Below are 21,303 nucleotides of genomic sequence, written 5' to 3'. Positions count from 1 at the left end.
CGGGATTGGGATGTATCTTGAAGCAGTCTAGACGGGTCTAGAATGTATGTCATGCGTCCAGAACTTTCTTCCTATGCCCACATCGCCTCCGGCAAGGTGCGCGATATCTACGAAATCGATGACAGCACCCTGCTCATGGTGGTCTCCGACCGTATTTCCGCCTATGACCACGCCCTCGAGCCGGCCATCCCCGACAAGGGCCGCGTGCTCACGGCGACGTCGAAGTTCTTCTTCGACGCCATCGACTTCCCCAACCACCTGGCCGGAACGCTCGATGATGAGCGCATCCCCGAGGAAGTCCTCGGTCGCTCAATGGTCGTGCAGAAGCTCGACATGCTTCCCTTCGAATGCGTCGCCCGCGGCTACCTCACCGGCTCCGGACTCAAGGAGTACAAGGCATCCGGCAGCGTGTGCGGAGTCAAGCTGCCGGAAGGGCTGACCGAAGCTTCCCGCCTGCCCGAGCCCATCTTCACCCCAGCCACCAAGGCGGAGCAGGGCGAGCACGATGAAAACGTTTCCTTCGACGTCGTCGTGGACAAGCTCGGCCGCGAACGCGCCGAGGAGCTGCGCGATGCCACCCTGCGCATCTACGCCACGGCCGCCGCGTTGGCGGAGGAGAAGGGCATTATTTTGGCGGATACGAAGTTTGAGTTTGGCGTCGATAAGCACGGCACCCTGGTGCTGGCCGATGAAGTCCTCACCCCGGACTCCTCGCGCTACTGGCCGGCCGACACCTATGAGGAAGGCAAGGTCCAGCCTTCCTTCGATAAGCAGTACGTGCGCGATTGGCTCACTAATTCCGGCTGGGACAAGGAGTCCACGCCGCCGCGCTTGCCGGACGACGTTGTCCAGGCCACCCGCGCGCGCTATGTTGAGGCCTTTGAGCGCCTGTCCGGAACCACCTTTTAAGGAGGCTGAATGAACGCACCGATTGCTGCTAAGCGCCCCATTACGCGAGAGTTTCACGGCCGCAGCTTCGTCGATGACTACGAGTGGCTGCGTGAGAAAGACACCCCGGAGACCCGCGAATACCTCGAGGCCGAAAACGCCTACACTCAAGAGCGCACTGCGCACCTGGAGACCTTGACGGAGAACATCTTCACCGAGGTCAAGTCCCGCATCAAGCAGACGGACATGTCCGTGCCCCAGCGTCGCGGCAAGTACTGGTACTACGGCCGCACCGAGGAAGGTAAGGAGTACGGCTATAGCTGCCGCATCCCGGTGTCGGAAGGCTCCGATCCGTGGACCCCGCCGACCATCCCGGAGACGGGGGCACCGGAAGGGGAGCAGGTGCTTCTCGACGTCAACGCGCTCGCCGAAGGCCACGACTTCTTCGCTCTGGGTGCGTCCACGGTGAGCGATTCCGGTGACCTGTTGGCCTATTCGGTCGACGTGGCCGGTGATGAGCGCTTTGAGCTCTTCATCAAGGACCTGCGCACGGGCGAGCTGTTGGAGGACCGCCTGGAAGGTATCTTCTACGGTGCAACGTGGGTGGGGGAGGAGTTCATCTTCTACACCACCGTGGATGATGCGTGGCGCCCGGATACGGTGTGGCGCCATCGCGTGGGCACCCCGCAGTCGGAGGACGTCGTGGTCATGCGTGAGGAGGATTCGCGTTTCGGCATCGGCGTGGGCACGACCCGCAGCGAGAAGTACATCATGATCGTGTCGAGCTCGAAGATGACGAGTGAGGCATGGGTACTCGAGCAGGACAACCCGGAGGGTGAGTTCCGCTGTTTGTGGGCGCGCGAGTCCGGAGTGGACTACGACGTCGACCACGCCGTGGTGGCAGGAACCGACTACTGGGTGGTCACGCACAACGCCACCGGCCCCAACTTTGCGTTGGGCTACTGTCCGGTCACTGATGATCTGCCAGCCCTGCGCGAACTCACCGTCCTCATGCCACACGATGACACAGTGCGCATTGAGGGCGTGGATTGTTACCGCGACCAGATCGTCGTGGGCTATCGCCGCGGCGGTATTGGTCGTGCGGCGGTGATGGACGTGCGGGAGGGCTGGGCGCGCTTCAGCGAGCTCCACTTCAACGAGGAGCTTTACACCGTTGGCGTGGCCGGCAACCCGGAGTGGGATGCCCCAGTTCTGCGCGTGAGCTACACATCCTTTATCCAGCCCGCACAGCTCTTTGACTACCGCGTGGCCACCGGTGAGTACACGCTGCTCAAGGAACAGGAAGTACCAGGCGGCTATGACAAAGACGAATACGTGGCCTACCGCGTCTGGTCTGAAGCACCCGATGGGACGAAGGTGCCGGTGTCCATCGTGCACCGCGCGGACCTGGACCGCACGCAACCGAACCCGACGTTGCTTTATGGCTACGGTTCCTATGAGGCGAATATGGACCCGTACTTCTCGGTCTTCCGTTTGTCTCTCATGGACCGCGGCATGATCTTCGCCATGGCGCACGTTCGCGGTGGCGGCGAGATGGGCCGCAACTGGTACGACGACGGCAAGATGCTGGCCAAGAAAAACACGTTTACGGACTTCATCGCGGTGGCGGATGACCTCATCGCGCGCCGAGTGACCACGCCTTCACAACTTGTTGCTGAAGGTGGCTCGGCCGGTGGCCTGCTCATGGGCGCGGTGGCAAACATGGCGCCGGATAGGTTTAAGGCCATCGAGGCGAACGTGCCCTTCGTCGACCCGCTGACGTCCATTCTCATGCCGGAGCTACCACTCACGGTGGTGGAGTGGGAGGAATGGGGCGACCCGTACCACGATCCGGAGGTCTACGACTACATGGCCTCCTATGCGCCATACGAAAACATCGCTCCGCAGAAATACCCGAATATTCTGGCGTTGACCTCGCTCAATGACACCCGCGTGCTGTATGTTGAGCCGGCGAAGTGGGTGGCCAAGCTGCGTGACGTTGCCACCGGCGGCGAATTCCTCCTCAAGACGGAGATGGCCGCCGGCCACGGTGGTGTGTCCGGACGCTATGCCCAGTGGCGGCAGGCGGCTTTCGAGTACGCGTGGTTGATCAACCAGGCCGCGGGTGTCGAGGCCTAGGGACCACTTACGGCGTGTGGCTCATTAGGCACCCAGCGGCCTAGGCCGCCCATGTGGGGGAGCTCCGAATCTCTCTCAGCGCGCGCCGGGGCGGTGGCTGTGCGATAATTTTCCTTATGCATGGCCACCTTCTGGTTTCGATTTCCAGTATTTTTAATGACACCCGAAGCCAAGCCTCCGATCTGCTCAAGCAGTTCGATAAAGCTGACGTTCCTGTCTCTTTGCTGGTGGCGCCGCACATCGACGGCAATTGGCACCTAGCTAAAGACGCGGCGACGCAATCCTGGCTTCGCGAGCAGGCCGAATCGGGCCGCGTGCTTATTCTCAATGGCTTTGACCAAGCGGTCCAGGGCCGCCGTGCGGAGTTCGCCAACCTGGATGCGCACGAGGCACGTTTGCGCCTCAAGGGCTCGACGCGACAGATGGCCAAGATCGGCTTTGAGCCGACCATCTTTGCACCGCCGCGCTGGCGAATGTCGGAGGGAACACTAGAAGTCCTTCCCGAGTTTGATTTCGACTTTGCCGCCTCCACCCGTGGCATCCACGACCTTCGCACAGGCGAGCTCCACCAAGCCCGCAATCTGTCCTTTGGTGAGGGCTTCGGTTCGGCAAAGTGGTGGCGCCGCAACATCATCCGCGCTGCCGAGCGCTCCGCCCAGCGCGGAAACACCGTGCGCCTATCGATTTCCGGCCGCAACCTCGATGACCGTAAGGTAGTTGCTGATTTCCTTAAGGCCGCCGAGCGCGCCATGGCAGCAGGTGCCCGCCCCGCTGACTATTCCGTTTTCACGCACGCCGAATAGCCCACCAACCTCTTTTTCTTTGGGGTGTGGCCGAATTAGACGCGGTGTAGGTTTGTGAACCCGTCGGGTGTGCTGGCTGCGTGTTTCACGAGCGCAATCCCCGAATTGCGGTAGCGGACGTAGGTTTCAATTGCCCCACCCGCAATCGGAGCGAGAAAAGCCTCTCTTATGAGGGGCTTGACCTGGCTGAGCAGAGACGAACTTAGCGAGTATTCCGGCGTCGCGGGTCAGTGAGTAAGTGGCAGGAAGCTCCGTCAGTAATGCTGGCGGGTGTCCGGCTGCACTGTTTGCGGCGTCTAGCGCGTACTCGGTACTACATGGGGGGTTGGAGGCGCCACGACTCGGTGGCGTTGCGTCAACTTCTACTTGGAAAAGCTAGTTCTGGAAAAGCTAGTTCTTGTGGCTAACTTCAAACAGATCATCGCGATGTGCATTGAAGGTGATGGGGTCTTTACAGGTTTACAGCCAACTGCCCGTGTAAACACATGCAGATAAGCGTTTGGCGCTCTTGGGGCAGAGGTTTAAAAGCGTTCATTTGTTTGAAAATGATGTTTTGCTGCTGTCATTAAATGCGCCAGCTTCTCATACGGGCGCGTACGAAAGTACGGTTCCCTCTCGAATTAGGTGTGGTTCATTGAAAAGCGTGTGCCCCCGGGAGGTTTCCCTGGGGGCACGTGCGTGTTTCTCTTAGCTCTTTAGAACCAAGAAAGTTAGGGCCAATCTACTTAACAACAATCTTTACCATTACCGGCTCGTCATTCACGGTTACTTCCTGACTACCCTCGAGCGCTCGCGCGGAGGAAAGACTGGAAAGCCCTGAACAAGATGCGTTGATGGTATGCGAACCAGGTTCCAACGCGTAGAAGTACACGCCTTTGGCATTAGTCGTGTGTACCTTTTCCTGCGAAAGGCCAAGAAGCTTACATTCGCCTGCCGGGTTACCACTGGAGGTTACAACGCGAATCGTTGATTCTCCTGCATTAGGCTTGGACTGCCCATCGTTGGGGAGGCCTTGGCCGACACTGATTGCAACAACTAGGGAAATAATGCCCAGAACGGTACCAATGAGTCCGAGAAGGTTACTGGGGTTATTAATGAGAGCTTGAACCTGAGCTGGAACCGGGATCTGTGGTTGCATTGTTTTGGATCTCCTTAATGTCATTGAAGGTATTTAGCATGCTTGGGCTTATACGTAGGGCACTGTTTTCAGGGCAGCCGAGATCGCTGATGCCATGCGTGTGAATGCCGATGGCAGCGTTGTCTGTGGCATAGACCGGAGAACCGCTTTGTCCGCCTGTGGTGTCTAAGCTATAGCAAAGTCGAGTTTGGGTTCCTGGATGAAGGATTCCGAAGAGAGAACTTCATGAGTGTCCTTTGCAGGAGAGAGATGATTTGTGGGGTGAGCTGGGGTAAGTCCCTTTCACCTTGTAGTGAATTATGAGGCATCGAAAAGGAGCCTGCAACCGTCAGGCGGTTTGATGTTGCCTTGTGCTCCCCCCAAAAAAAGGGGAGGGGTGGCCTCTTGTTTCATCGGGTCCGGCTGGTCTCTATTCAGATTCGGTTGGGGCGCAGGCCGCGCCGATGATGCCAAGCGCAGCCAGCAGGCCGAGGCCACCGACGGCGTACTGAGCTTCGCGCGGGATGTTGCGGGTCATCGACTCAATCTGCTTCCGGACAGGCTCGAAGCCCGGGATGTTGAACTGCGTGTTGGCAAACCCAAGGAAGGCAACCGGAATGGCGAGGGCTGCGGGGATGGTGAGGCCGAGGGCAGTCGGCAGGCAGTGCTCGCCGGCAGAAGAACCGGAGCTGTGAGTTGGCTTGGTGTCAACCTTGTCGTCATCGTCGGTCTGATCCGGCTCCTCCGACGGAGCCGGATCCTCAGACGGGTCCGGCTCGTCGGTCGTGGTGCAGTCCTTGAGCTGGTTATCGGTGCGCTTCACCGTCGCAAGGTTAAAGCCCACCTTGACCGGGTCGTGGTCGGAGGAGCGGTAGGGGTTATCGGCCTCAAAGACATCGCCGCCGGTGTAGTTGCGGCGGGAGTATTCCATGGCGATGGGCTCATCGGAGTTGATGTTCCAGGTCTGCGCGGCCTGAGCATCTACGTGCTCGTTGGCCAGGATGTGGTCCAGTGAGCCGAGGCGGCCGGAGAACTGGTAGGAGGCCACGTTCTGCCAGTCCTCTTGCGCGTTGAGCTCTTCCACCGGGATGGTGTAGCCGGCGTTGCGGAAGACGGAGATGGCATCTTCCTTGGAGTAGGTGTTCAAATCACCCATGACAAAGGTGGCCTTCTTCTGCCACTGCGGTTGCTTGGCCAGCCCGTCGAGGACGGCCTGGGCGTGGGCGTTGCGCACGTTGGGGTTGTTGCCTTGGCCGTCGCCGGTATCGGCATCACCGTTCGCTACCGATCCCTTGGATTTGAAATGGTTGGTCACCACCACGAAGGAATCGGGACCTTCAACAGCGCACCTATCGGAAACAGGCTGGAACTCCGCGGCGAGCGGGGTGCGGGCGGTGCCCTTGAAGCGGGCGTCCTCAAGCAAGGTGGCCTCACCCACCGGCTTAACGCGGTCCTTCTTGTAGATGATCGCGGTGCGGATGACGTCCGTATCGGCTGACGCGTTCGCCGGGGCCTTGACGTAGTCCCATTTCTCAGAACCCGCGCGGGAGTTGAGCTCACCCACGAGGTACTTCACGGCGTCATCGTAGGAGCCCCCCACGGTATTCGCGGCGTTCTCGATCTCAGACAGGCCAATGACATCGGCATCAAGGCCCTCCAGCGCGGTGAGGATCTTGCCCTTCTGGTCATTGAACGCGGACTCGGACCACGCACCGCGGAAGGTCCCGCTATCGGAGCCCACGCCGTTGCCAAAACGGTCCTTATACGCCTTCGCGCCGTTGTCCTCGCCCAAGTTGATGAAGAAGTTGAGCACGTTAAACGCCGCCACGGTGTAATCGCCGTCCACCTGCGGGGCCTCCGGACGGGCCGGGTCCCACGTAATCGGCAGGTCCGCGGCGGCAGAGTCACCGGTAATCATCGCGGTGGGTTGGAAGCGCCACTGCTCGTGACCGTAGCCCAGGATGACGCCGGAGTCCGCGAACTCCACCTGGTTGGTGGTGCGGATGGTCTTGACCTCCGAGCCGTTCTGCATGATGTAGGGCAGCTTCGTCGAGGCGCCATCACGGGAGAAGTCGCGCGTGGAGCCGTCGTCCAAAATGACGTACTTCGCCGCGTTAGCAGCCTCCATGTCCTTTTGTTCTTGGGTGCCCGGGGAGACGATGTCGGTGGGCTGACGCAGAGCCTCGGTGCCTGGAGCCAAGCCCAGCTCGCCGTAGCGGTTGAGACCGTAATTGTCGGTCACGGTGTGCACGCCAGGCTTGAGCAGCATGGACTCGAGCTTCTCGCGCTCCTCATCACCTTCCGGCAGGGCGTCGATTGCAAGTGGGGTGACGGCGGGGAGGGCGTCGTCAAGCGTGGAGCCGGCGCTCAGGGCAATCTGGGTCTGCCCAAAGTACTCATCAACGGTGCCGGTGACCTCGACGGAATCCCCGATGGCCGGGTAGAAGCCGGTGCCACCGGTGTAGACGAAGACGGCCTCGGAGGCCTCGGTCGGCGCGGTCTGGCCCGTGCCCGGGGTCTGGATGGTGAAGCCGTTGAGGGACTTCTCACCCTGCCACACCGCGGTAACCACACCTTGGGTGGTGACGTTCTGGCCCTTGAGCGGGGACTCCGCGCCGGTTCCCTGAATCTCCGGGATGGTGACGGTGGAACCCGGCTCAGCCGGGGTTGGGTCCGGTTGCGGGGCCGCGCCGCCGGCAGACTTCGGCGTCGGCGCTGCAGCGCTGAAGTCTGCGGCATTGTCGTCGGTGTCGGAGCCCTCGGCGTCGCGCTGCGCGGAGGTGGAGTTGTCCAGTGCCTGGGCGGGGGAGCCCTCGCTTATCGACGCCTCCCCGTACCCCACGATGTCCACCTCGGCCCCGGAGGCGTCGTAAAGCTTCACCGAGCCCTTGGAGCCGGACAGGTTCAGGTTCCCCTCTGCATCAGGGGAAGGAAGCGGCTCCCCGGTGTCGCCGCCACCTTCCTGGATGAGGAAGTAGCCCCCAGCCGGGAGGGAGCCGGATAGCTCGTGCTTTCCGCCAGAGTTGCCAGAAGCGGATAGGTACTCCACGGACCAGCCAGTGAGGTCGAGGTCAGCGGAGGTGGGGTTATAAAGCTCGATGAAATCATTAGTAAACGCCGCCCCCTTGTTGCCGCCGCCACCGTAGACCTCAGAGATAACGGCGTTGGAGCCGTCCGCCGCCGCACCGGCCTGAGGTGCGACGATGCAGGTAGAGACAAGAGCAGCGATGGCGAGTGAGCCAATGCGTGTGAGATGCATGAGAGGTTCCTTGGATAGGTGAGAACAGGACAATGCATCTCGTTCTACCCGGGTTTCGCACCGAGTGATACCGGAGCGCACTAGGTGAGCTGGGGGTTAAGGTGGGATTCCCCAAGAATTCTTCAGCCGTTTGGTTTGAATTCATCACCCCCAAAGATTCCGAATCTTTCTTGCCGGCGGGATAGACTGGCGGGGCACCTATACTCACGCACAGTAAGGCAAAAATTTTCATGGCTCGTGTAGTTGTCAATGTCATGCCCAAGGCCGAGATCTTGGACCCGCAAGGTCAGGCCGTTGTTCGCGCGCTGGGCCGCCTGGGGGTTGCTGGTGTCAGCGACGTGCGCCAGGGCAAGCGCTTTGAAATTGAAGTCGATGATTCGGTCAGCACCGAGGAGCTGGAGAAGGTTGCTTCCACCCTGCTGGCCAACACCGTGATCGAGGACTACGAGGTCATCCAGTAATGAAGATCGGCGTTATTACCTTCCCCGGCACGCTTGACGACGTCGACGCGGCCCGCGCCGCCCGCACCGCCGGCGCCGAAGTCGTGTCCCTGTGGCATGCGGACGAGGACCTGCGCGGCGTCGATGCCGTCGTGGTTCCCGGCGGTTTTTCCTACGGTGACTACCTGCGCTCCGGCGCGATTTCGGCGCTCGCCCCGGTGATGCGCGCGGTCGTCGATGCCGCTAACAAGGGCATGCCGGTGCTCGGCATCTGCAACGGCTTCCAGATTCTGACGGAGGCTGGCCTGCTGCCCGGCGCCCTGACCCGCAACCAGGGCCTGCATTTCCACTGCGTGGATACCTACCTCGAGGTGGAGAACGCACAGACCTCCTGGACCAGCGAGTTTGCGCAGGGGCAGCGCATCCTCATCCCGGCGAAGCACGGCGAAGGCCGTTTCCAGGCGGATGCGGAGACCGTGGAGCGCTTGGAGGGCGAGGGCCGCGTGGTCTTCCGCTATACCGATAACTTCAACGGCTCCATCAATGGCATTGCCGGCATCACCAACGAGGCCGGCAACGTGGTGGGGTTGATGCCGCACCCGGAGCATGCCATCGATCTTCTCACCGGCCCGTCCACCGACGGTCTGGGTTTGTTTGTGTCCGCCCTCAAGGTCGTCGCTTAACCCGCGCCGACGGTTAAAGGAGAAACAATGACCGTACACAACTACACCGTCGAGCAGGCATCCGCGCAGCCTGAACTGGACCAGCCCTACCGCGAATTGGGCCTGAAGGATGACGAATACGCGCACATCCGCGAGATCCTGGGCCGCCGCCCGACCGATGCCGAGCTGACCATGTACTCGGTGATGTGGTCGGAGCACTGTTCTTATAAGTCCTCCAAGGCGCACCTGCGCTACTTTGGCGAGACCATGACGGAAGAGATGGGCTCCAAGATCCTCGCCGGCATCGGTGAGAACGCCGGCGTGGTGGACATCGGAGACGGCAACGCCGTGACCTTCCGCGTGGAAAGTCACAACCACCCCTCCTACGTGGAGCCGCACCAGGGCGCCGCGACGGGCGTGGGCGGCATCGTCCGCGACATCATGGCCATGGGCGCGCGCCCGATTGCCGTGATGGATCAGCTGCGCTTCGGCCCGGCGGATGCGCCCGACACCAAGCGCGTTCTGCCGGGTGTTGTCGACGGCATTTCGCACTACGGCAACTGCTTGGGCTTGCCCAACATTGGCGGCGAAACCATTTTTGATGAATCTTATGCCGGCAACCCGCTGGTGAACGCGCTGTGCGTGGGCACGCTGAAGGTCGAGGACCTCAAGCTGGCCTTCGCTTCTGGTACCGGAAACAAGGTGATGCTCTTTGGCTCGCGCACCGGCCTCGACGGCATCGGTGGCGTGTCCGTGCTGGCGTCTGACACCTTCGAGGATGGCGCGGAGCGCAAGCTGCCGGCTGTCCAGGTGGGTGACCCGTTCGCGGAGAAGGTTCTCATCGAGTGCTGCCTGGAGCTGTACAAGTCCGGCATCGTGGTGGGCATCCAGGATCTGGGCGGTGCGGGCCTGGCCTGTGCCACCTCCGAGCTGGCTGCGTCCGGCGACGGCGGCATGGAGATCAACCTGGACAACGTCCCGCTGCGTGCGAAGAACATGACCGCCGCAGAGATCCTCGCTTCCGAATCCCAGGAGCGCATGTGCGCCGTGGTGACCCCGGAGAACGTGGAGAAGTTCAAGGAGATCTGCGCGCACTGGGACGTCACCTGTGCCGAGATCGGTGAGGTCACCACCGGCAAGCACCTCATCATTCGCCACCAGGGCGAGGTCGTCGTCGATGCCCCGGCACACACCATCGCCAACGAGGGGCCGGTGTATGACCGCCCCTACGCGCGCCCGGAGTGGCAGGATGCGCTGCAGGAATTCGAGGGCGTCGAGAAGCAGGACATCACTGTGGCGCTCAAGAAGCTCGTGGCCTCCCCGGCACTGTGTTCACGTGATTTCATCACTGAGCAGTATGACCGCTACGTGCGCGGCAACACCGTGCAGTCCCACCACGCGAACGCTGGTGTTCTGCGCATTGATGAGGAGACCGGCCGTGGTATCGCGGTGTCGGCTGACGCGTCTGGCCGCTACACCAAGCTGGACCCGAACATGGGCGCACGCCTGGCTCTGGCGGAGGCCTACCGCAACGTCGCCGTCACCGGCGCCCGCCCGGTCGCCATCACCAACTGCCTCAACTATGGCTCCCCGGAAAACCCGGACGTCATGTGGCAGTTCCGCGAGTCCGTGCACGGGCTTGCCGACGGCGCCGTGGAACTCGGCATCCCCGTCTCCGGCGGCAACGTCTCCTTCTACAACCAGACCGGCGAGGAGCCGATCTTGCCGACGCCCGTCGTGGGCGTCCTGGGTGTCATCGATGACGTCCACTCGTCCATTGGCAACGAGCTCGGCCTCGTGGAGGAACCCGAGGTTCTCGTGCTGCTGGGTGAGACCAAGGATGAGTTCGGCGGATCCATCTGGCAGCAGGTGAGCGCCCACGAGCAGGGCCATGAGGCGAAGAACGGGCTCAACGGTTTGCCGCCGCAGGTCGACCTGGCTAATGAGCAGCGCCTCGCTGACTTCTTCGTGGGCAACGATGGTCTGACCGCTGCCCACGATATCTCCGAAGGCGGCCTCGCCGTCACCGCGTTCGAGATGGCCAAGCGCAGCGGCGTGGGCCTGAACCTGGATCTGTCCAAGGTCCACGAGGACGCCTTCGTGGCTGCCTTCTCGGAGTCTGCGTCCCGCGTGCTCGTGGCAACGACCGCCGACCGCGTCGACATGCTGCTGCACCGCGCTGAGGAGTGCGGCGTGCCGGCCGTCGTCATCGGCCAGACCACCGACAATGGCGAGTTTGAGCTCGGCGGCGAGTCCATTGCTGTCTCCGAGCTTCGCGAGGCCTGGGCAGCAACCTTGCCGAACCTCTTTGGCCACGCGGTGGGGGCCAACTCCGTCGTGGAGTAAGTGACACCTACGCCACTGCAACCGGGCAGGGTTCTCGCCAAGGCGAGGCCCTGCCCGCACTGTCTAATTGCTCCAGTCAGCGTTGTAGACTATTAGTAATAGCTGCGTACGGGGGCCGGGGAACAGAGATGGAAGACGTGAAGAGAAAAAGAACTTTGTATGTTTTTCTCGATGAGTCGGGGGATATGCAGTTTGGTGCAAAAGCCTCCACGCACTTCCTAATCACAGCATTTTGCACTTTCGATCCAGCAGGCACTGCGATAGGACTGCAAGCGCTGAAGTATGAACTTATGGCAGCGGGGAGTAAAGACCTTGAGTTTCATGCAACAGAAAATTCGAAGGGAACGCGAAAGCGGGTAATAGACCGAATTAATGAGCTTGATCGGTGCCGTGTCCACACGATCTGGGTGGATAAGCGAATGACGCATCCGGCTTACCAGTCTCCACCGCAGCTTTTAGGGCTCTTTGCTGGTGCAATGGGGAAGTGGATTAATGCGGTGTGGGGAGACTCAGAGGTAAGCGACGTAATCTTAATTTTCGACTCGGTTCTTACTGGCAAGGAAAGATCGGCATTTGAAAAGAGGATAAAGCCTCTGTTGAAAGGTCTACAGCTAAAGTTCCGTGTGCTCTTTCATCCAGTAAAACAGGATTTGAACGGTCAGATTGCTGACTACTTTTCTTGGTCCTGGTTTCAGAAAATGGAACGAGGCAAGGGACAGTACGTTCAAGCACTTTCGCAGCGGCAAAATTGGGATCAATTCAATATGTTTTCGGCGGGAAAGACCTATTACTGGAGTGGCCCGGTCCGAAAATAAGCGACCGCCCCACCTACCGGCGTAAGCCGGAAAGCCTTCAGGGGCTCTTTCAGTGGGGCGGAACCTTTCGCCTTGAGTTTAGACCTTCATCGTGTGGGGAGGCAAGGGAGCTATTAGGAAATGCCGAAGGCAGGAGCGAGGGGCCGGCCCCGCCCGCCGTGAGGCGGCAACCTCCTAGGAACCAACCAATTAAGCGCCGATGGTGCGGGCGATGGTCTGGTCCCAGCTCAGCTTCATCTGGTGGGAGAAGAGGTTGAAGGTGTGTGAACCCTGGGGGCTGAAGTAACGGTTCACTCGCACCCCGGCATTGCGGGCGTTGCGGGTGAATTCCTCTGAGCACTGGTTAGCAACCGTCTCTACCGCGCGGGGTCCGAGCCATTGGCTGGGGTTGTTGGTCCCATCGATGGGACCCGGGGTGCCGGAGGCCGAGCCCACGAAGACCTCGACGTCGCGCAGGCGCCCAGGGTTGGCGTTGGGGTCGTGCTCGAACCACTGCGGGGAGCCCGGCAGGCCCCACGCATTGAAGGAGGAACCGCCGCCATAGGCGATCATCGCGGTGGAGGTGGGGAAGCCAATCGCGCCGGAGCGCACCGGGCAGCCGGAGTAGGAGGCTGCTGCTTTGTAGCGCTGTGGGGCGTGGCCGGCGATGTCGAGTGCGGCGCCGCCCGTGGAAGAAATGCCGCCGATGGCATCGCGGCCGGTGCCGTGGAATTCGGCGTCGATCAGCGGGGGCAACTCAGCGGTCATGTATGTGTTCCACTTGTTGACACCCAGGATGGGGTCCTCGGCATTCCAATCGGTGTAGAGGGAATAGGCGCCGCCGAGCGGCATAACGACGTTGACGTTCTTGCCCACGGCCCAATTGCGGATATCAGAGTGGGTCATCCAGTTCATGCCGGCCTGGCCGCCTTCCACTCCGGGCAGCAGGTAGAAGGAGGGGCGCGGCTTATCGCCCTCGGGGAGCAGGACGTTATTAGAAATCACCGCACGGTTGGCAGGGGACCACACGTCTACCACCCAGTGGTTGCCACCCATGTGGCGCTTTGAGGTAATGAAGGCCTTGTCACCGAGCCAGGGCTGCGGGTTGGTCACGCGCGAGGAAACCTCGCCGATGGTGCTGGACTGTGCGGAAGCGGAGCCGACGCCTGCCGACGCCGCCCCCAGCGCCACCATGGCAGCTGCGAACAGCGCCGCGGTGCGGCGAGAGCGTGAGACAAAGGAAAGCATAATGTGGGTAGTTTACGTGGCCAGCGCCCTCGAACTGCAAATATTGGAAGAAAAACTGGTGAAAACTGTTGCTCCACCCTTGTCTGCCACAATGCTCGTCCGTATAGTTACGGGTACGTAAGTTTTGGGAGTGAATGCGTTATACGCATGACCCGCATCTCAGGCAAGGCAAGGCCCCCACTATGAACGCACCCAGTGCTCAGAAATCGTCCCCGCAAGAATTTCCAGTTGAAGAAGGCTCTGTGCAGGAAAGCAGCACGATAGAGCAGCTCATCCAGCGAACGTACTGGATGGCGGACCGCGGCCCGCGCCCATTAACGCGCGGCTGGGGGCACTTCTTTGCGGCCATTGCCTCCCTGATCGCATCGACGGTTCTGATTACCTTTGCGTGGATGACGCTGCCGTGGTGGCAGGGGCTCGCGGTGACGGTCTACGGCGTCGGCGTGGTGGGCCTCTTTACGGTCTCGGCGTTGTACCACCGCTGGCCGTGGGTGTCTATGCGTGCGGTGCAATGGTGGCGGCGTGCTGACCATGCGACGATTTCGGTGTTTATCGCGGCGACCTACACGCCCTTGTGCGCCATCGTGCTGGAGCCAACACAGGCGCTTTGGATGCTGACCTCGGCGTGGGTGGGCGCCATCATGGGCGTCATCTTGAATCTGGTGTGGATTAATCACCCACGCTGGCTGGACGTGGTGGTCTACCTCGTGCTGGGCTGGCTCATCCTGCCGCTATTGCCGAACCTGTGGCAGTCCGCAGGACCGGCTGTGGTGTGGCTTCTCTTTGCCGGCGGCGTGGTCTATTCAGTGGGTGCGTTGATGTACGGCTTCAAGTGGCCGGGGCGCAACGCGCGCTGGTATGGCTACCACGAGCACTTCCACACCGCGACGATTGCCGCGGCGGTGGTGCACATGGTAGCCATCTGGATGGTTGTTGCGGGCTAGCCGAATACGGGGGCTAGCTTCACGGAATTTATGGGGATGGAGCTTATTCAGCGTCGGTGAGGTCCTCCGCGAGGGGGAATTCGACGACTAGGCCTTGGCACAGCACGCGTGCGTTAGGGTTGCCATCCCACGTGGGATTAAAGCCAACCGCACGCAGCGCTTCGACGAGTAGCTCGCCAACGGCCACAGGTGTGCTGAGCTCGGCATCGGTTCTCATGGTGCCGAAACCAAAGAAGAGGTCTCCGGTGTGGATTAACCTGTCGACGTCCTGCATGTGGCAATAAACATATCCTGCGGCACCGTCTTCTTCCGCCTTTTCGGCGCCGCATTCAGCGCCGTCGGAGGCGTCCCAGCCCTCGTCGAAGCTGAAGGCTAGGTTGCGCTGTTGCAGCTCATCACGGAGGGCGTCGAGGCGCTGTGCGTCTGCGGACTTCTCTGTGACCTTCTGTGCGTACTTAGCGGCAACTTCGTCAATGATGGAATCGAAATCTTCCGGGAAGGGATCCGTGCGCACTGTCGTCCACTCGGAAGGATCGTCGAGAAGCTCAATAAAGTCGTTGTGAATGTCCTGGCGTGAATGGCCGTGGCACAGATGCAGCGAGATGTCGTTGCGAAGGGTTCCGGAGACCAAGATGTCTTCGGAAGGCGGGAAGGAACTGGAGAACATGGAGTGTGGTGTGGTCATGCCTGTGGATGGTAGATGCGTGATGCTGACAGTCGTTGAAAGCAGGGAGGGCACCCCGCCAGGTGGCGGAGGTGCCCTCGAGATGCGTGGCGTGACTAGACGTGGAGCGGATCCACACCGGCCTCGGTGAGCATCGGGATGTTGTGCACCTCAGGCGGAACGCCGAAGGCATCCACGAGTACGACGGACCATGGTGCGAGCGAATCGACGAGGTCGTTGATAGCAGCGCGGGCGGCCTTCATGCGGCCGGCCGGAATCAGGTTATGCTCCTGGTACCAGCCCGCGTGCTGAACCAAGGTGTCGAAGACGAAGAGGTGGCGCAGCTGCTCGAAGACCTGGCGTGCCAGCGAACCTTCCTCAAGGCGCTCTTCTGCCTCAATCATGGCCTGGACCAACAAGGTATCCACGCGGGCCCAGCCGGCGGCGATGAGGTGATCCTGGCACTGGTCCACGATGGCAGCGGCCTGCACCTTATCGGCCTTGCGGGCCGGCTGGATGCGGCGCACGAGGGAGAAGAGGATGGACTGGGCGCGATCGTCGATCAGCTTGGCCTGGTAGGTGGCGTCGAAAAGCGAGGCCTCTGAAGGATTCACGCGGTCCACCAGGCCTTGCAGGCGAGTAGTGAACCCGTAGCGGCGGCGAACCACATCGGTGGCGGTGGTAGCCGCGTACTTCACGGTGTCCCACGGGCTCATGTCATTCATCGCGCGACCATAGGCGGTGAGCAGGTTCTTGCCCACCATCTGAATGAGCACAGTGTTATCGCCCTCGAAGGTAGCGAAGACATCGGAATCGGCGCGGTAGGTGGTCAGGCGGTTCTCGGACATGTAGCCGGCGCCACCGCAGGCCTCGCGGCACTCTTGGATAGTGCGGGTGGCGTGCTGGGTCTGCGCGGATTTGATGGCAGCTGCCAGGGATTCCATCTCACGGGAGGCAAACTTCTGCTCTTCGGTCGGCTCCGTCACAGACCAGGTGCCAGCCTCGTGCTGATCGTTTTGCTCCTGGTAGCGCTCCAGAATTTGGTTGTAGAGCAGGTGCAGCGCGTATGTACGGGCCAGCGGAATGAGCAGGCGGCGGCGGTGCTGGCGGTGCTCAATGAGGCGCTTCTCGGCGCCGGTCGCGCCCTCGAACTGACGACGGCGGTTGGCGTAGCGGATGGCGATGTCCAGGGAAGCCTCGGTGGCGGCGCCCGCTGCGCCGGATACGCCGATGCGGCCGCGGATGAGAGTGCCCAGCATGGTGAAGAAGCGAGCATTCTTGGACTCGATGGGGGAGGAGTACTTGCCCTTCTCGTCCACATCGGCGAAGCGGTTGAGTAGGTTCTCGCGCGGCACGCGGACGTTGTCGAAGCGCAAGGTGCCATTATCGACGCCTACCAAACCACCCTTGTGGCCATGATCGCCCAAGGTAACGCCTGGCAGCTCGTTGCCTTCTTCATCGCGGATGGGGACGATGATGGCGTGGACGCCGTGGGAGCGGCCGTCGCTATCTGGGGTGATGAGCTGGGTGAAGACGACTGCGGCGCGGCCATCCTTGGCGGCGTTACCGATGTAGTTCTTCACCGCGGAATCGGAGGGGGTGTTGATGATGAACTCATCGGTCTCCGGGTCGAAGGTGGCGGTGGTCTCGAGGGATTGCACATCGGAACCATGGCCGCGCTCAGTCATGGCGAAACAGCCCGGCAACTCCAGGCTGGCGGCCTTCTCAACCCACTTGAGGTGGCGCTCGGTGCCTAGCTGATCCAGCGCTCCACCCCACAGGCCCCACTGCACACCGGACTTAATCGCCAGCGAACCGTCGACCCACGCCAAGCCTTCGAGGGTGAAGGTGGAGAGATTTGGCTTTCCGGCACCGCCGTTGGCGCGGCGCAGGCCGTGGTTGAATCCGCCGAAGTCACAAACTTTGGAGAGGTTCTCAAAGGTGTGTTGGCGCTGCTCCGCCATGGGCAGATCCGGGTTCGGGAAGAGCGAAGGATCGTTGAGGAAGGTGCGCAGCTCCTGGCGGAAGGCGGCGTGGGGGCCGTCGAGAAGCGCGGCAAGTTCGGTGGCAACAGCAGGCTTCGGGGTGGTGGGCAGGCGGTGTGGGCTGCGGGCCTCGGCCTTGGGGGCGTCGGTGGAGGCCTGGTTGTTGAGCTCCGGGGAGATGGACTTTTTGTCAGCGGAAGACTTGGTCAGTGGCATGGTGAAGGTCCTTTCTGGGAGGCTTTTCTTAACGTTCAACGATGGCCGCGACGCCCTGACCGCCGGCGGCGCAGATGGAAATGAGGGCCCGTCCGCCGCCGTTTTCTTCGAGAATCTTGGCGGTGGTGGCGAGGATTCGGGTGCCGGTGGCGGCGAAGGGGTGGCCGGCGGCCAGGGAGGAGCCCTTGACGTTGAGCTTGGCGCGGTCGATGGGGCCTAGCGCGGACTGTAAACCGAGGCGTTCGCGGCAGTAGGTCTCGTCCTCCCATGCGGACAGGGTGGCCAAGACCTGGGAGGCGAAGGCCTCGTGGATCTCGTAGAAATCGAAATCCTGCAGGCTTAGGTTGTTGCGCTCGAGCAGGCGCGGGACCGCGTAGGTGGGGGCCATGAGCAGGCCGTCGGGACCGTGGACAAAGTCGACGGCCGCGGTCTCTGAGTCCACGAGGAAGGCACGGGGCTCGATGTTGTGCTCGGCCGCCCATTCCTCGGAGCTGAGGAGGGCGACGGAGGCGCCGTCGGTCAGCGGCGTGGAATTGCCTGCAGTCATCGTGGCCTGCGCGCCGTGTTGCTCAGCATCGCGCTTGCCAAAGACCGGCTTGAGCTTGGCCAAGGACTCCAAGGAGGAATCCGGGCGCAGATTGGTATCGCGGTTGACGCCGAGGAAGCCCGTGGTGAGGTCATCGAAGAAGCCCTCCTCCCAAGCCTTGTGGAGGTTCTGGTGGGAGGCGAGCGCCAACTCATCCTGGGCCTCGCGGCCGATGTTCAATTCACGGGCGGTGATGGCGGCGTGATCACCCATGGAGAGTCCCGTGCGCGGCTCACCGTTCTGCGGCTGTTCCGGGGCCAGCTGCGAGGGACGGATAGAGCCGATGAGCTGGGCGCGCTGCGCAGCGGTCTTGGCGCGGGTGAGGTTGAGCAGCGTACGGCGCAGCGTGTCATTGACGGCCAGCGGGGCATCCGAGGTGGTGTCCGTTCCGCCCGCGATGCCGGCGGAGATTCGGCCTTGGGCAATGGCATCACCGACGTGGATAGCTGCCGCAAGAGAAGTGCAGCAGGCCTGTTGTACATCGATGGCGGGGGTCGTGGAGTCGAGGGCGGAGCCTAGAACGACCTCGCGGGTGAGGTTGAAATCGCGGGAGTGCTTGAGCACAGCGCCGGCGGCGACGAGGCCGAGGCGTTCGTCGTGAAGCCCGTAGCGTGCGACGAGTCCATCCAGCGCACTGGTGAGCATGTCTTGGTTGGACGCGTGGGCGTACTGCTTATTGGAACGAGCAAATGGGATGCGGTTGCCACCCAGGATGGCTACGCGGTGCGGGGGGTTGGTCATTAAAAACTCCTTCGCGAGTGGTCTCGTGCGAATCATCCCAGCGGGAGGGGGTAGCAACCCGACTGTTCATTTCGCGTCACAACTAAAGTGATATTGTTAGTTCTATCACTCAATTAACTAACCTTGCAACCAGCTCAACAAAGCTCGCAAGGTTGTGAAGAATCGAGAAAGGAACATGCCAGCCTATGCCGAACGTCACAATTGCTGAGAAGCTCATCAACTCACCGCTCGCCGCCAAAGCAGGAGTACCCCAAGGCCACCCCCTGCGCCGCCACAAGGCTGGGGAACCAGCTCTCGATGGCCCCATCGTCATTGGCGGCAAGGGGCGCATCGCTGAGTTTCTGAGCTCTCAGCTAGCCGTGGACTACCAGGTCATCAATGCTTCCGCGGAGGCGAAGCGCGCCGCCCTCGTCTTCGACGCCACCGGCCTGGAGACCCCAGAACAGCTGCGTGAGCTCTATGACTTCTTCAACCCACAGATGCGCAACCTTCTGCCGTGCGCGCGCTTGGTGGTCATCGGCACCACCCCGGAAGCTGCGGACACTATCGACGCCCGCATTGCCGCCCGTGCACTCGAAGGGTTCACCCGTTCCCTGGCCAAGGAAATGCGCAAGGGCGGTACCGTCAACCTGGTGTGGGCAGACCCTGCTGCCACCGCAGAGGTGGAGTCCACGCTCCGCTTCTTCCTGTCTGGGAAGTCAGCCTTCGTGGACGGGCAGGTTGTGCGCGTCAGTGCCCAGGGACACGATTCTCCGGCGGCCAATGGCGAAGCGCAGAACTGGGAGCAGCCGCTCGACGGGCGGCTGGCGGTGGTGACCGGTGCTGCCCGCGGCATCGGCGCCACCATTGCTGAGGTGCTGGCGCGCGATGGTGCCAGCGTCATCTGCATCGACATCCCGCAGGCCAGCGAGCACTTGGCCAAGACCGCGAACAAGGTCAAGGGCACCGCGCTGCCCCTCGACGTCACCGACCCCCAAGCCGCAGACAAGATTGCCCAGCACGCGCAGGAGCGCCACGGCCGAGCCATTGACGTCATCGTCCACAACGCCGGAATTACCCGTGACAAGCTGCTGGCCAACATGAATGAAGGCCAGTGGGACTCTGTTCTTGCCGTTAACCTCTTGGCGCCGGTTCGCATTACCGAAAGCCTCTTGGAATCCGGTTCCCTCGCGCCGGGTGCCGCAGTGATTGGTGTGTCCTCTATGGCTGGCATTTCCGGCAACCGCGGTCAGACCAACTACGCCACGACCAAGGCCGGCATCATTGGCCTCGTTGATTCCTTGCGCTCAGTGTTGGCGGAGAACGGCTCCACCATCAACGCCGTGGCGCCGGGCTTTATTGAAACCGCCATGACCGCGGCGATGCCGACCGGCCCGCGCGAGATCGGCCGCCGCCTGAACTCACTGCAACAGGGCGGCTTGCCTGTCGACGTCGCGGAGACCGTCGCCTTCTTCGCTTCGCCGGCCTCCGCGGCGGTGAGCGGCAACACCGTCCGCGTCTGCGGTCAGAACCTCATGGGAGCCTAAATGAACGTCACCACACTCAACGAGATTCCGGATCTTCCTGCGCTCTACCGCAGCCTCATGCTGGGTGCGGTCCCCATCCCCGGGCTGGGGGCGGGCAAGCGCAAGGTTGAGGACCCGCAGACCGCGTACCGCGTCGACAGCGTAGGCGTCGACACCGAGCACCTGGCTCGCTACTGTCAGGCCACGGGCCTGCGGCTGAGCAACGAGCTGCCTGCTACCTATCTCTACGCGCTGGCCTTCCCGCTCGCCATTAAGGTCATGGCAGCACCGGACTTTCCGTTCCCAGCCGTGGGCGTGGTGCATCTGTCCAACCGCATCGAGCAGAAACGCCCGCTGCGCGTCGACGAGCGCTGTGACATCGCGGTGCACGCGGAAAACCTGCGCCCGCACCGCAAAGGGTTGGTCATCGATATGGTGACCACGTACAGCGTTGGTGGCGAGGAGATCTGGCGCCAGACGTCAGTCTTCCTCGGCCAGGGGGCCAAGTTCACCAAGGACACCCCGCGACAAGTGAGAACACGTCCGGAGGCCGAGCGCTTCCTCGACTTCCCCGGCGATGAGGCGGGAACGCCTACGGCAACGCTGCGCTTTAGCCCCGAAAGCACCCGCGTCTATGCCGCGGCATCGGGGGATAAGAACCCCATTCACGTGTCCACGGTGGGTGCCAAGCTCTTCGGGTTCCCCGCGCCCATCGCGCACGGCATGTACACGCACGCTCGCATGCTGTCGGTGCTCGACGGCACCCTCCCCGGTGCTGTGCGCATCAGCGCGGACTTCTACAAGCCCGTCATCCTTCCGGCGACCACGGGAGTTTACGTAGCGCCCGGCGGCACCACGGACAGCGGTGGTGAAGCCCGCACCGTCACCTTGCGCAAGGCCAAGGACCCAAGCTCCCTCCACGTGGCGTGCCGGGTTGAGCCTCTACAGTAGGCGCGGCCCAGTGGA

16 protein-coding genes are annotated in these 21,303 nt (G+C 61.9%); 10 read left to right on the top strand and 6 right to left on the bottom strand.

What is annotated here, in order from left to right; translation table 11 throughout:
* Positions 1–51 precede the first annotated feature (51 nt).
* From HMPREF2698_RS13245 to HMPREF2698_RS09480, 3 genes are all read left to right on the top strand, one after another.
* Positions 52–909: a phosphoribosylaminoimidazolesuccinocarboxamide synthase gene (locus HMPREF2698_RS13245; RefSeq protein ID WP_070532429.1), complete on the top strand. Its 858-nt coding sequence runs from the start codon at positions 52–54 to the stop codon at positions 907–909.
* 9 nt (positions 910–918) lie between these two features.
* Positions 919–3,027 (top strand): S9 family peptidase, encoded by a 2,109-nt coding sequence (locus tag HMPREF2698_RS09485; RefSeq protein ID WP_070564027.1) that lies wholly within the window; start codon positions 919–921, stop codon positions 3,025–3,027.
* Between the two features lie 116 nt (positions 3,028–3,143).
* A complete protein-coding gene (locus HMPREF2698_RS09480; RefSeq protein ID WP_070564024.1) occupies positions 3,144–3,830 on the top strand; it encodes a DUF2334 domain-containing protein in 687 nt (228 codons plus the stop codon).
* Positions 3,831–4,551: 721 nt separating this feature from the next.
* Here HMPREF2698_RS09480 and HMPREF2698_RS09475 read toward each other — a convergent pair.
* Both HMPREF2698_RS09475 and HMPREF2698_RS09470 read right to left on the bottom strand, forming a co-directional pair.
* A complete protein-coding gene (locus tag HMPREF2698_RS09475) occupies positions 4,552–4,968 on the bottom strand; it encodes a hypothetical protein (protein WP_070522883.1) in 417 nt (138 codons plus the stop codon).
* Between the two features lie 409 nt (positions 4,969–5,377).
* Positions 5,378–8,206 (bottom strand): ExeM/NucH family extracellular endonuclease, encoded by a 2,829-nt coding sequence (locus HMPREF2698_RS09470; RefSeq protein ID WP_070564021.1) that lies wholly within the window; start codon positions 8,204–8,206, stop codon positions 5,378–5,380.
* A 230-nt stretch (positions 8,207–8,436) separates the two neighbouring features.
* Between HMPREF2698_RS09470 and purS the strand changes: the two genes are divergently transcribed.
* The 4 genes from purS (at position 8,437) to HMPREF2698_RS09450 (ending at position 12,469) form a co-directional block, all read left to right on the top strand.
* Complete coding sequence (gene purS / locus HMPREF2698_RS09465) at positions 8,437–8,667, top strand: phosphoribosylformylglycinamidine synthase subunit PurS (RefSeq protein ID WP_070522888.1); 231 nt, start codon at positions 8,437–8,439, stop codon at positions 8,665–8,667.
* Complete coding sequence (gene purQ / locus HMPREF2698_RS09460) at positions 8,667–9,329, top strand: phosphoribosylformylglycinamidine synthase subunit PurQ (RefSeq protein ID WP_070532362.1); 663 nt, start codon at positions 8,667–8,669, stop codon at positions 9,327–9,329. Before purS ends, purQ begins: the two co-directional genes overlap by 1 nt.
* A 27-nt stretch (positions 9,330–9,356) precedes the next feature.
* Positions 9,357–11,654, top strand: coding sequence for a phosphoribosylformylglycinamidine synthase subunit PurL (gene purL, locus HMPREF2698_RS09455; protein ID WP_070564018.1), 2,298 nt, complete (start codon positions 9,357–9,359; stop codon positions 11,652–11,654).
* Between the two features lie 128 nt (positions 11,655–11,782).
* Positions 11,783–12,469: a DUF3800 domain-containing protein gene (locus HMPREF2698_RS09450; protein ID WP_070564015.1), complete on the top strand. Its 687-nt coding sequence runs from the start codon at positions 11,783–11,785 to the stop codon at positions 12,467–12,469.
* 189 nt (positions 12,470–12,658) lie between these two features.
* On the opposite strand, the gene HMPREF2698_RS09445 is transcribed toward HMPREF2698_RS09450, so the two are convergent.
* A complete protein-coding gene (locus tag HMPREF2698_RS09445) occupies positions 12,659–13,696 on the bottom strand; it encodes an alpha/beta hydrolase (protein ID WP_070564012.1) in 1,038 nt (345 codons plus the stop codon).
* 290 nt (positions 13,697–13,986) lie between these two features.
* Between HMPREF2698_RS09445 and HMPREF2698_RS09440 the strand changes: the two genes are divergently transcribed.
* A complete protein-coding gene (locus HMPREF2698_RS09440; protein WP_196189552.1) occupies positions 13,987–14,640 on the top strand; it encodes a PAQR family membrane homeostasis protein TrhA in 654 nt (217 codons plus the stop codon).
* A 43-nt stretch (positions 14,641–14,683) separates the two neighbouring features.
* On the opposite strand, the gene HMPREF2698_RS09435 is transcribed toward HMPREF2698_RS09440, so the two are convergent.
* The 3 genes from HMPREF2698_RS09435 to HMPREF2698_RS09425 form a co-directional block, all read right to left on the bottom strand.
* Positions 14,684–15,325, bottom strand: a complete 642-nt coding sequence (locus HMPREF2698_RS09435; RefSeq protein ID WP_070522903.1) for a DUF6891 domain-containing protein — start codon at positions 15,323–15,325, stop codon at positions 14,684–14,686.
* Between the two features lie 95 nt (positions 15,326–15,420).
* Complete coding sequence (locus HMPREF2698_RS09430; protein WP_070532369.1) at positions 15,421–17,505, bottom strand: acyl-CoA dehydrogenase family protein; 2,085 nt, start codon at positions 17,503–17,505, stop codon at positions 15,421–15,423.
* A gap of 28 nt (positions 17,506–17,533) precedes the next feature.
* Positions 17,534–18,832, bottom strand: a complete 1,299-nt coding sequence (locus tag HMPREF2698_RS09425) for an acetyl-CoA C-acetyltransferase (protein WP_070564009.1) — start codon at positions 18,830–18,832, stop codon at positions 17,534–17,536.
* 185 nt (positions 18,833–19,017) lie between these two features.
* On the opposite strand from HMPREF2698_RS09425, the gene HMPREF2698_RS09420 reads away from it, so the two are divergent.
* On the top strand, positions 19,018–20,358 hold the full coding sequence (locus tag HMPREF2698_RS09420) for a 3-oxoacyl-ACP reductase (RefSeq protein ID WP_070564006.1): 1,341 nt from the start codon (positions 19,018–19,020) through the stop codon (positions 20,356–20,358).
* A complete protein-coding gene (locus HMPREF2698_RS09415) occupies positions 20,359–21,288 on the top strand; it encodes a MaoC/PaaZ C-terminal domain-containing protein (protein ID WP_070564003.1) in 930 nt (309 codons plus the stop codon). It begins immediately after the preceding gene.
* Positions 21,289–21,303: the final 15 nt, after the last annotated feature.

The sequence above is a fragment of the Corynebacterium sp. HMSC072A02 genome (assembly GCF_001810085.1).
Taxonomy (GTDB): domain Bacteria; phylum Actinomycetota; class Actinomycetes; order Mycobacteriales; family Mycobacteriaceae; genus Corynebacterium; species Corynebacterium hesseae.
Note: the sequence above shows the minus strand (reverse complement) of the source record. Positions and strands in the feature narration are given on the sequence as shown.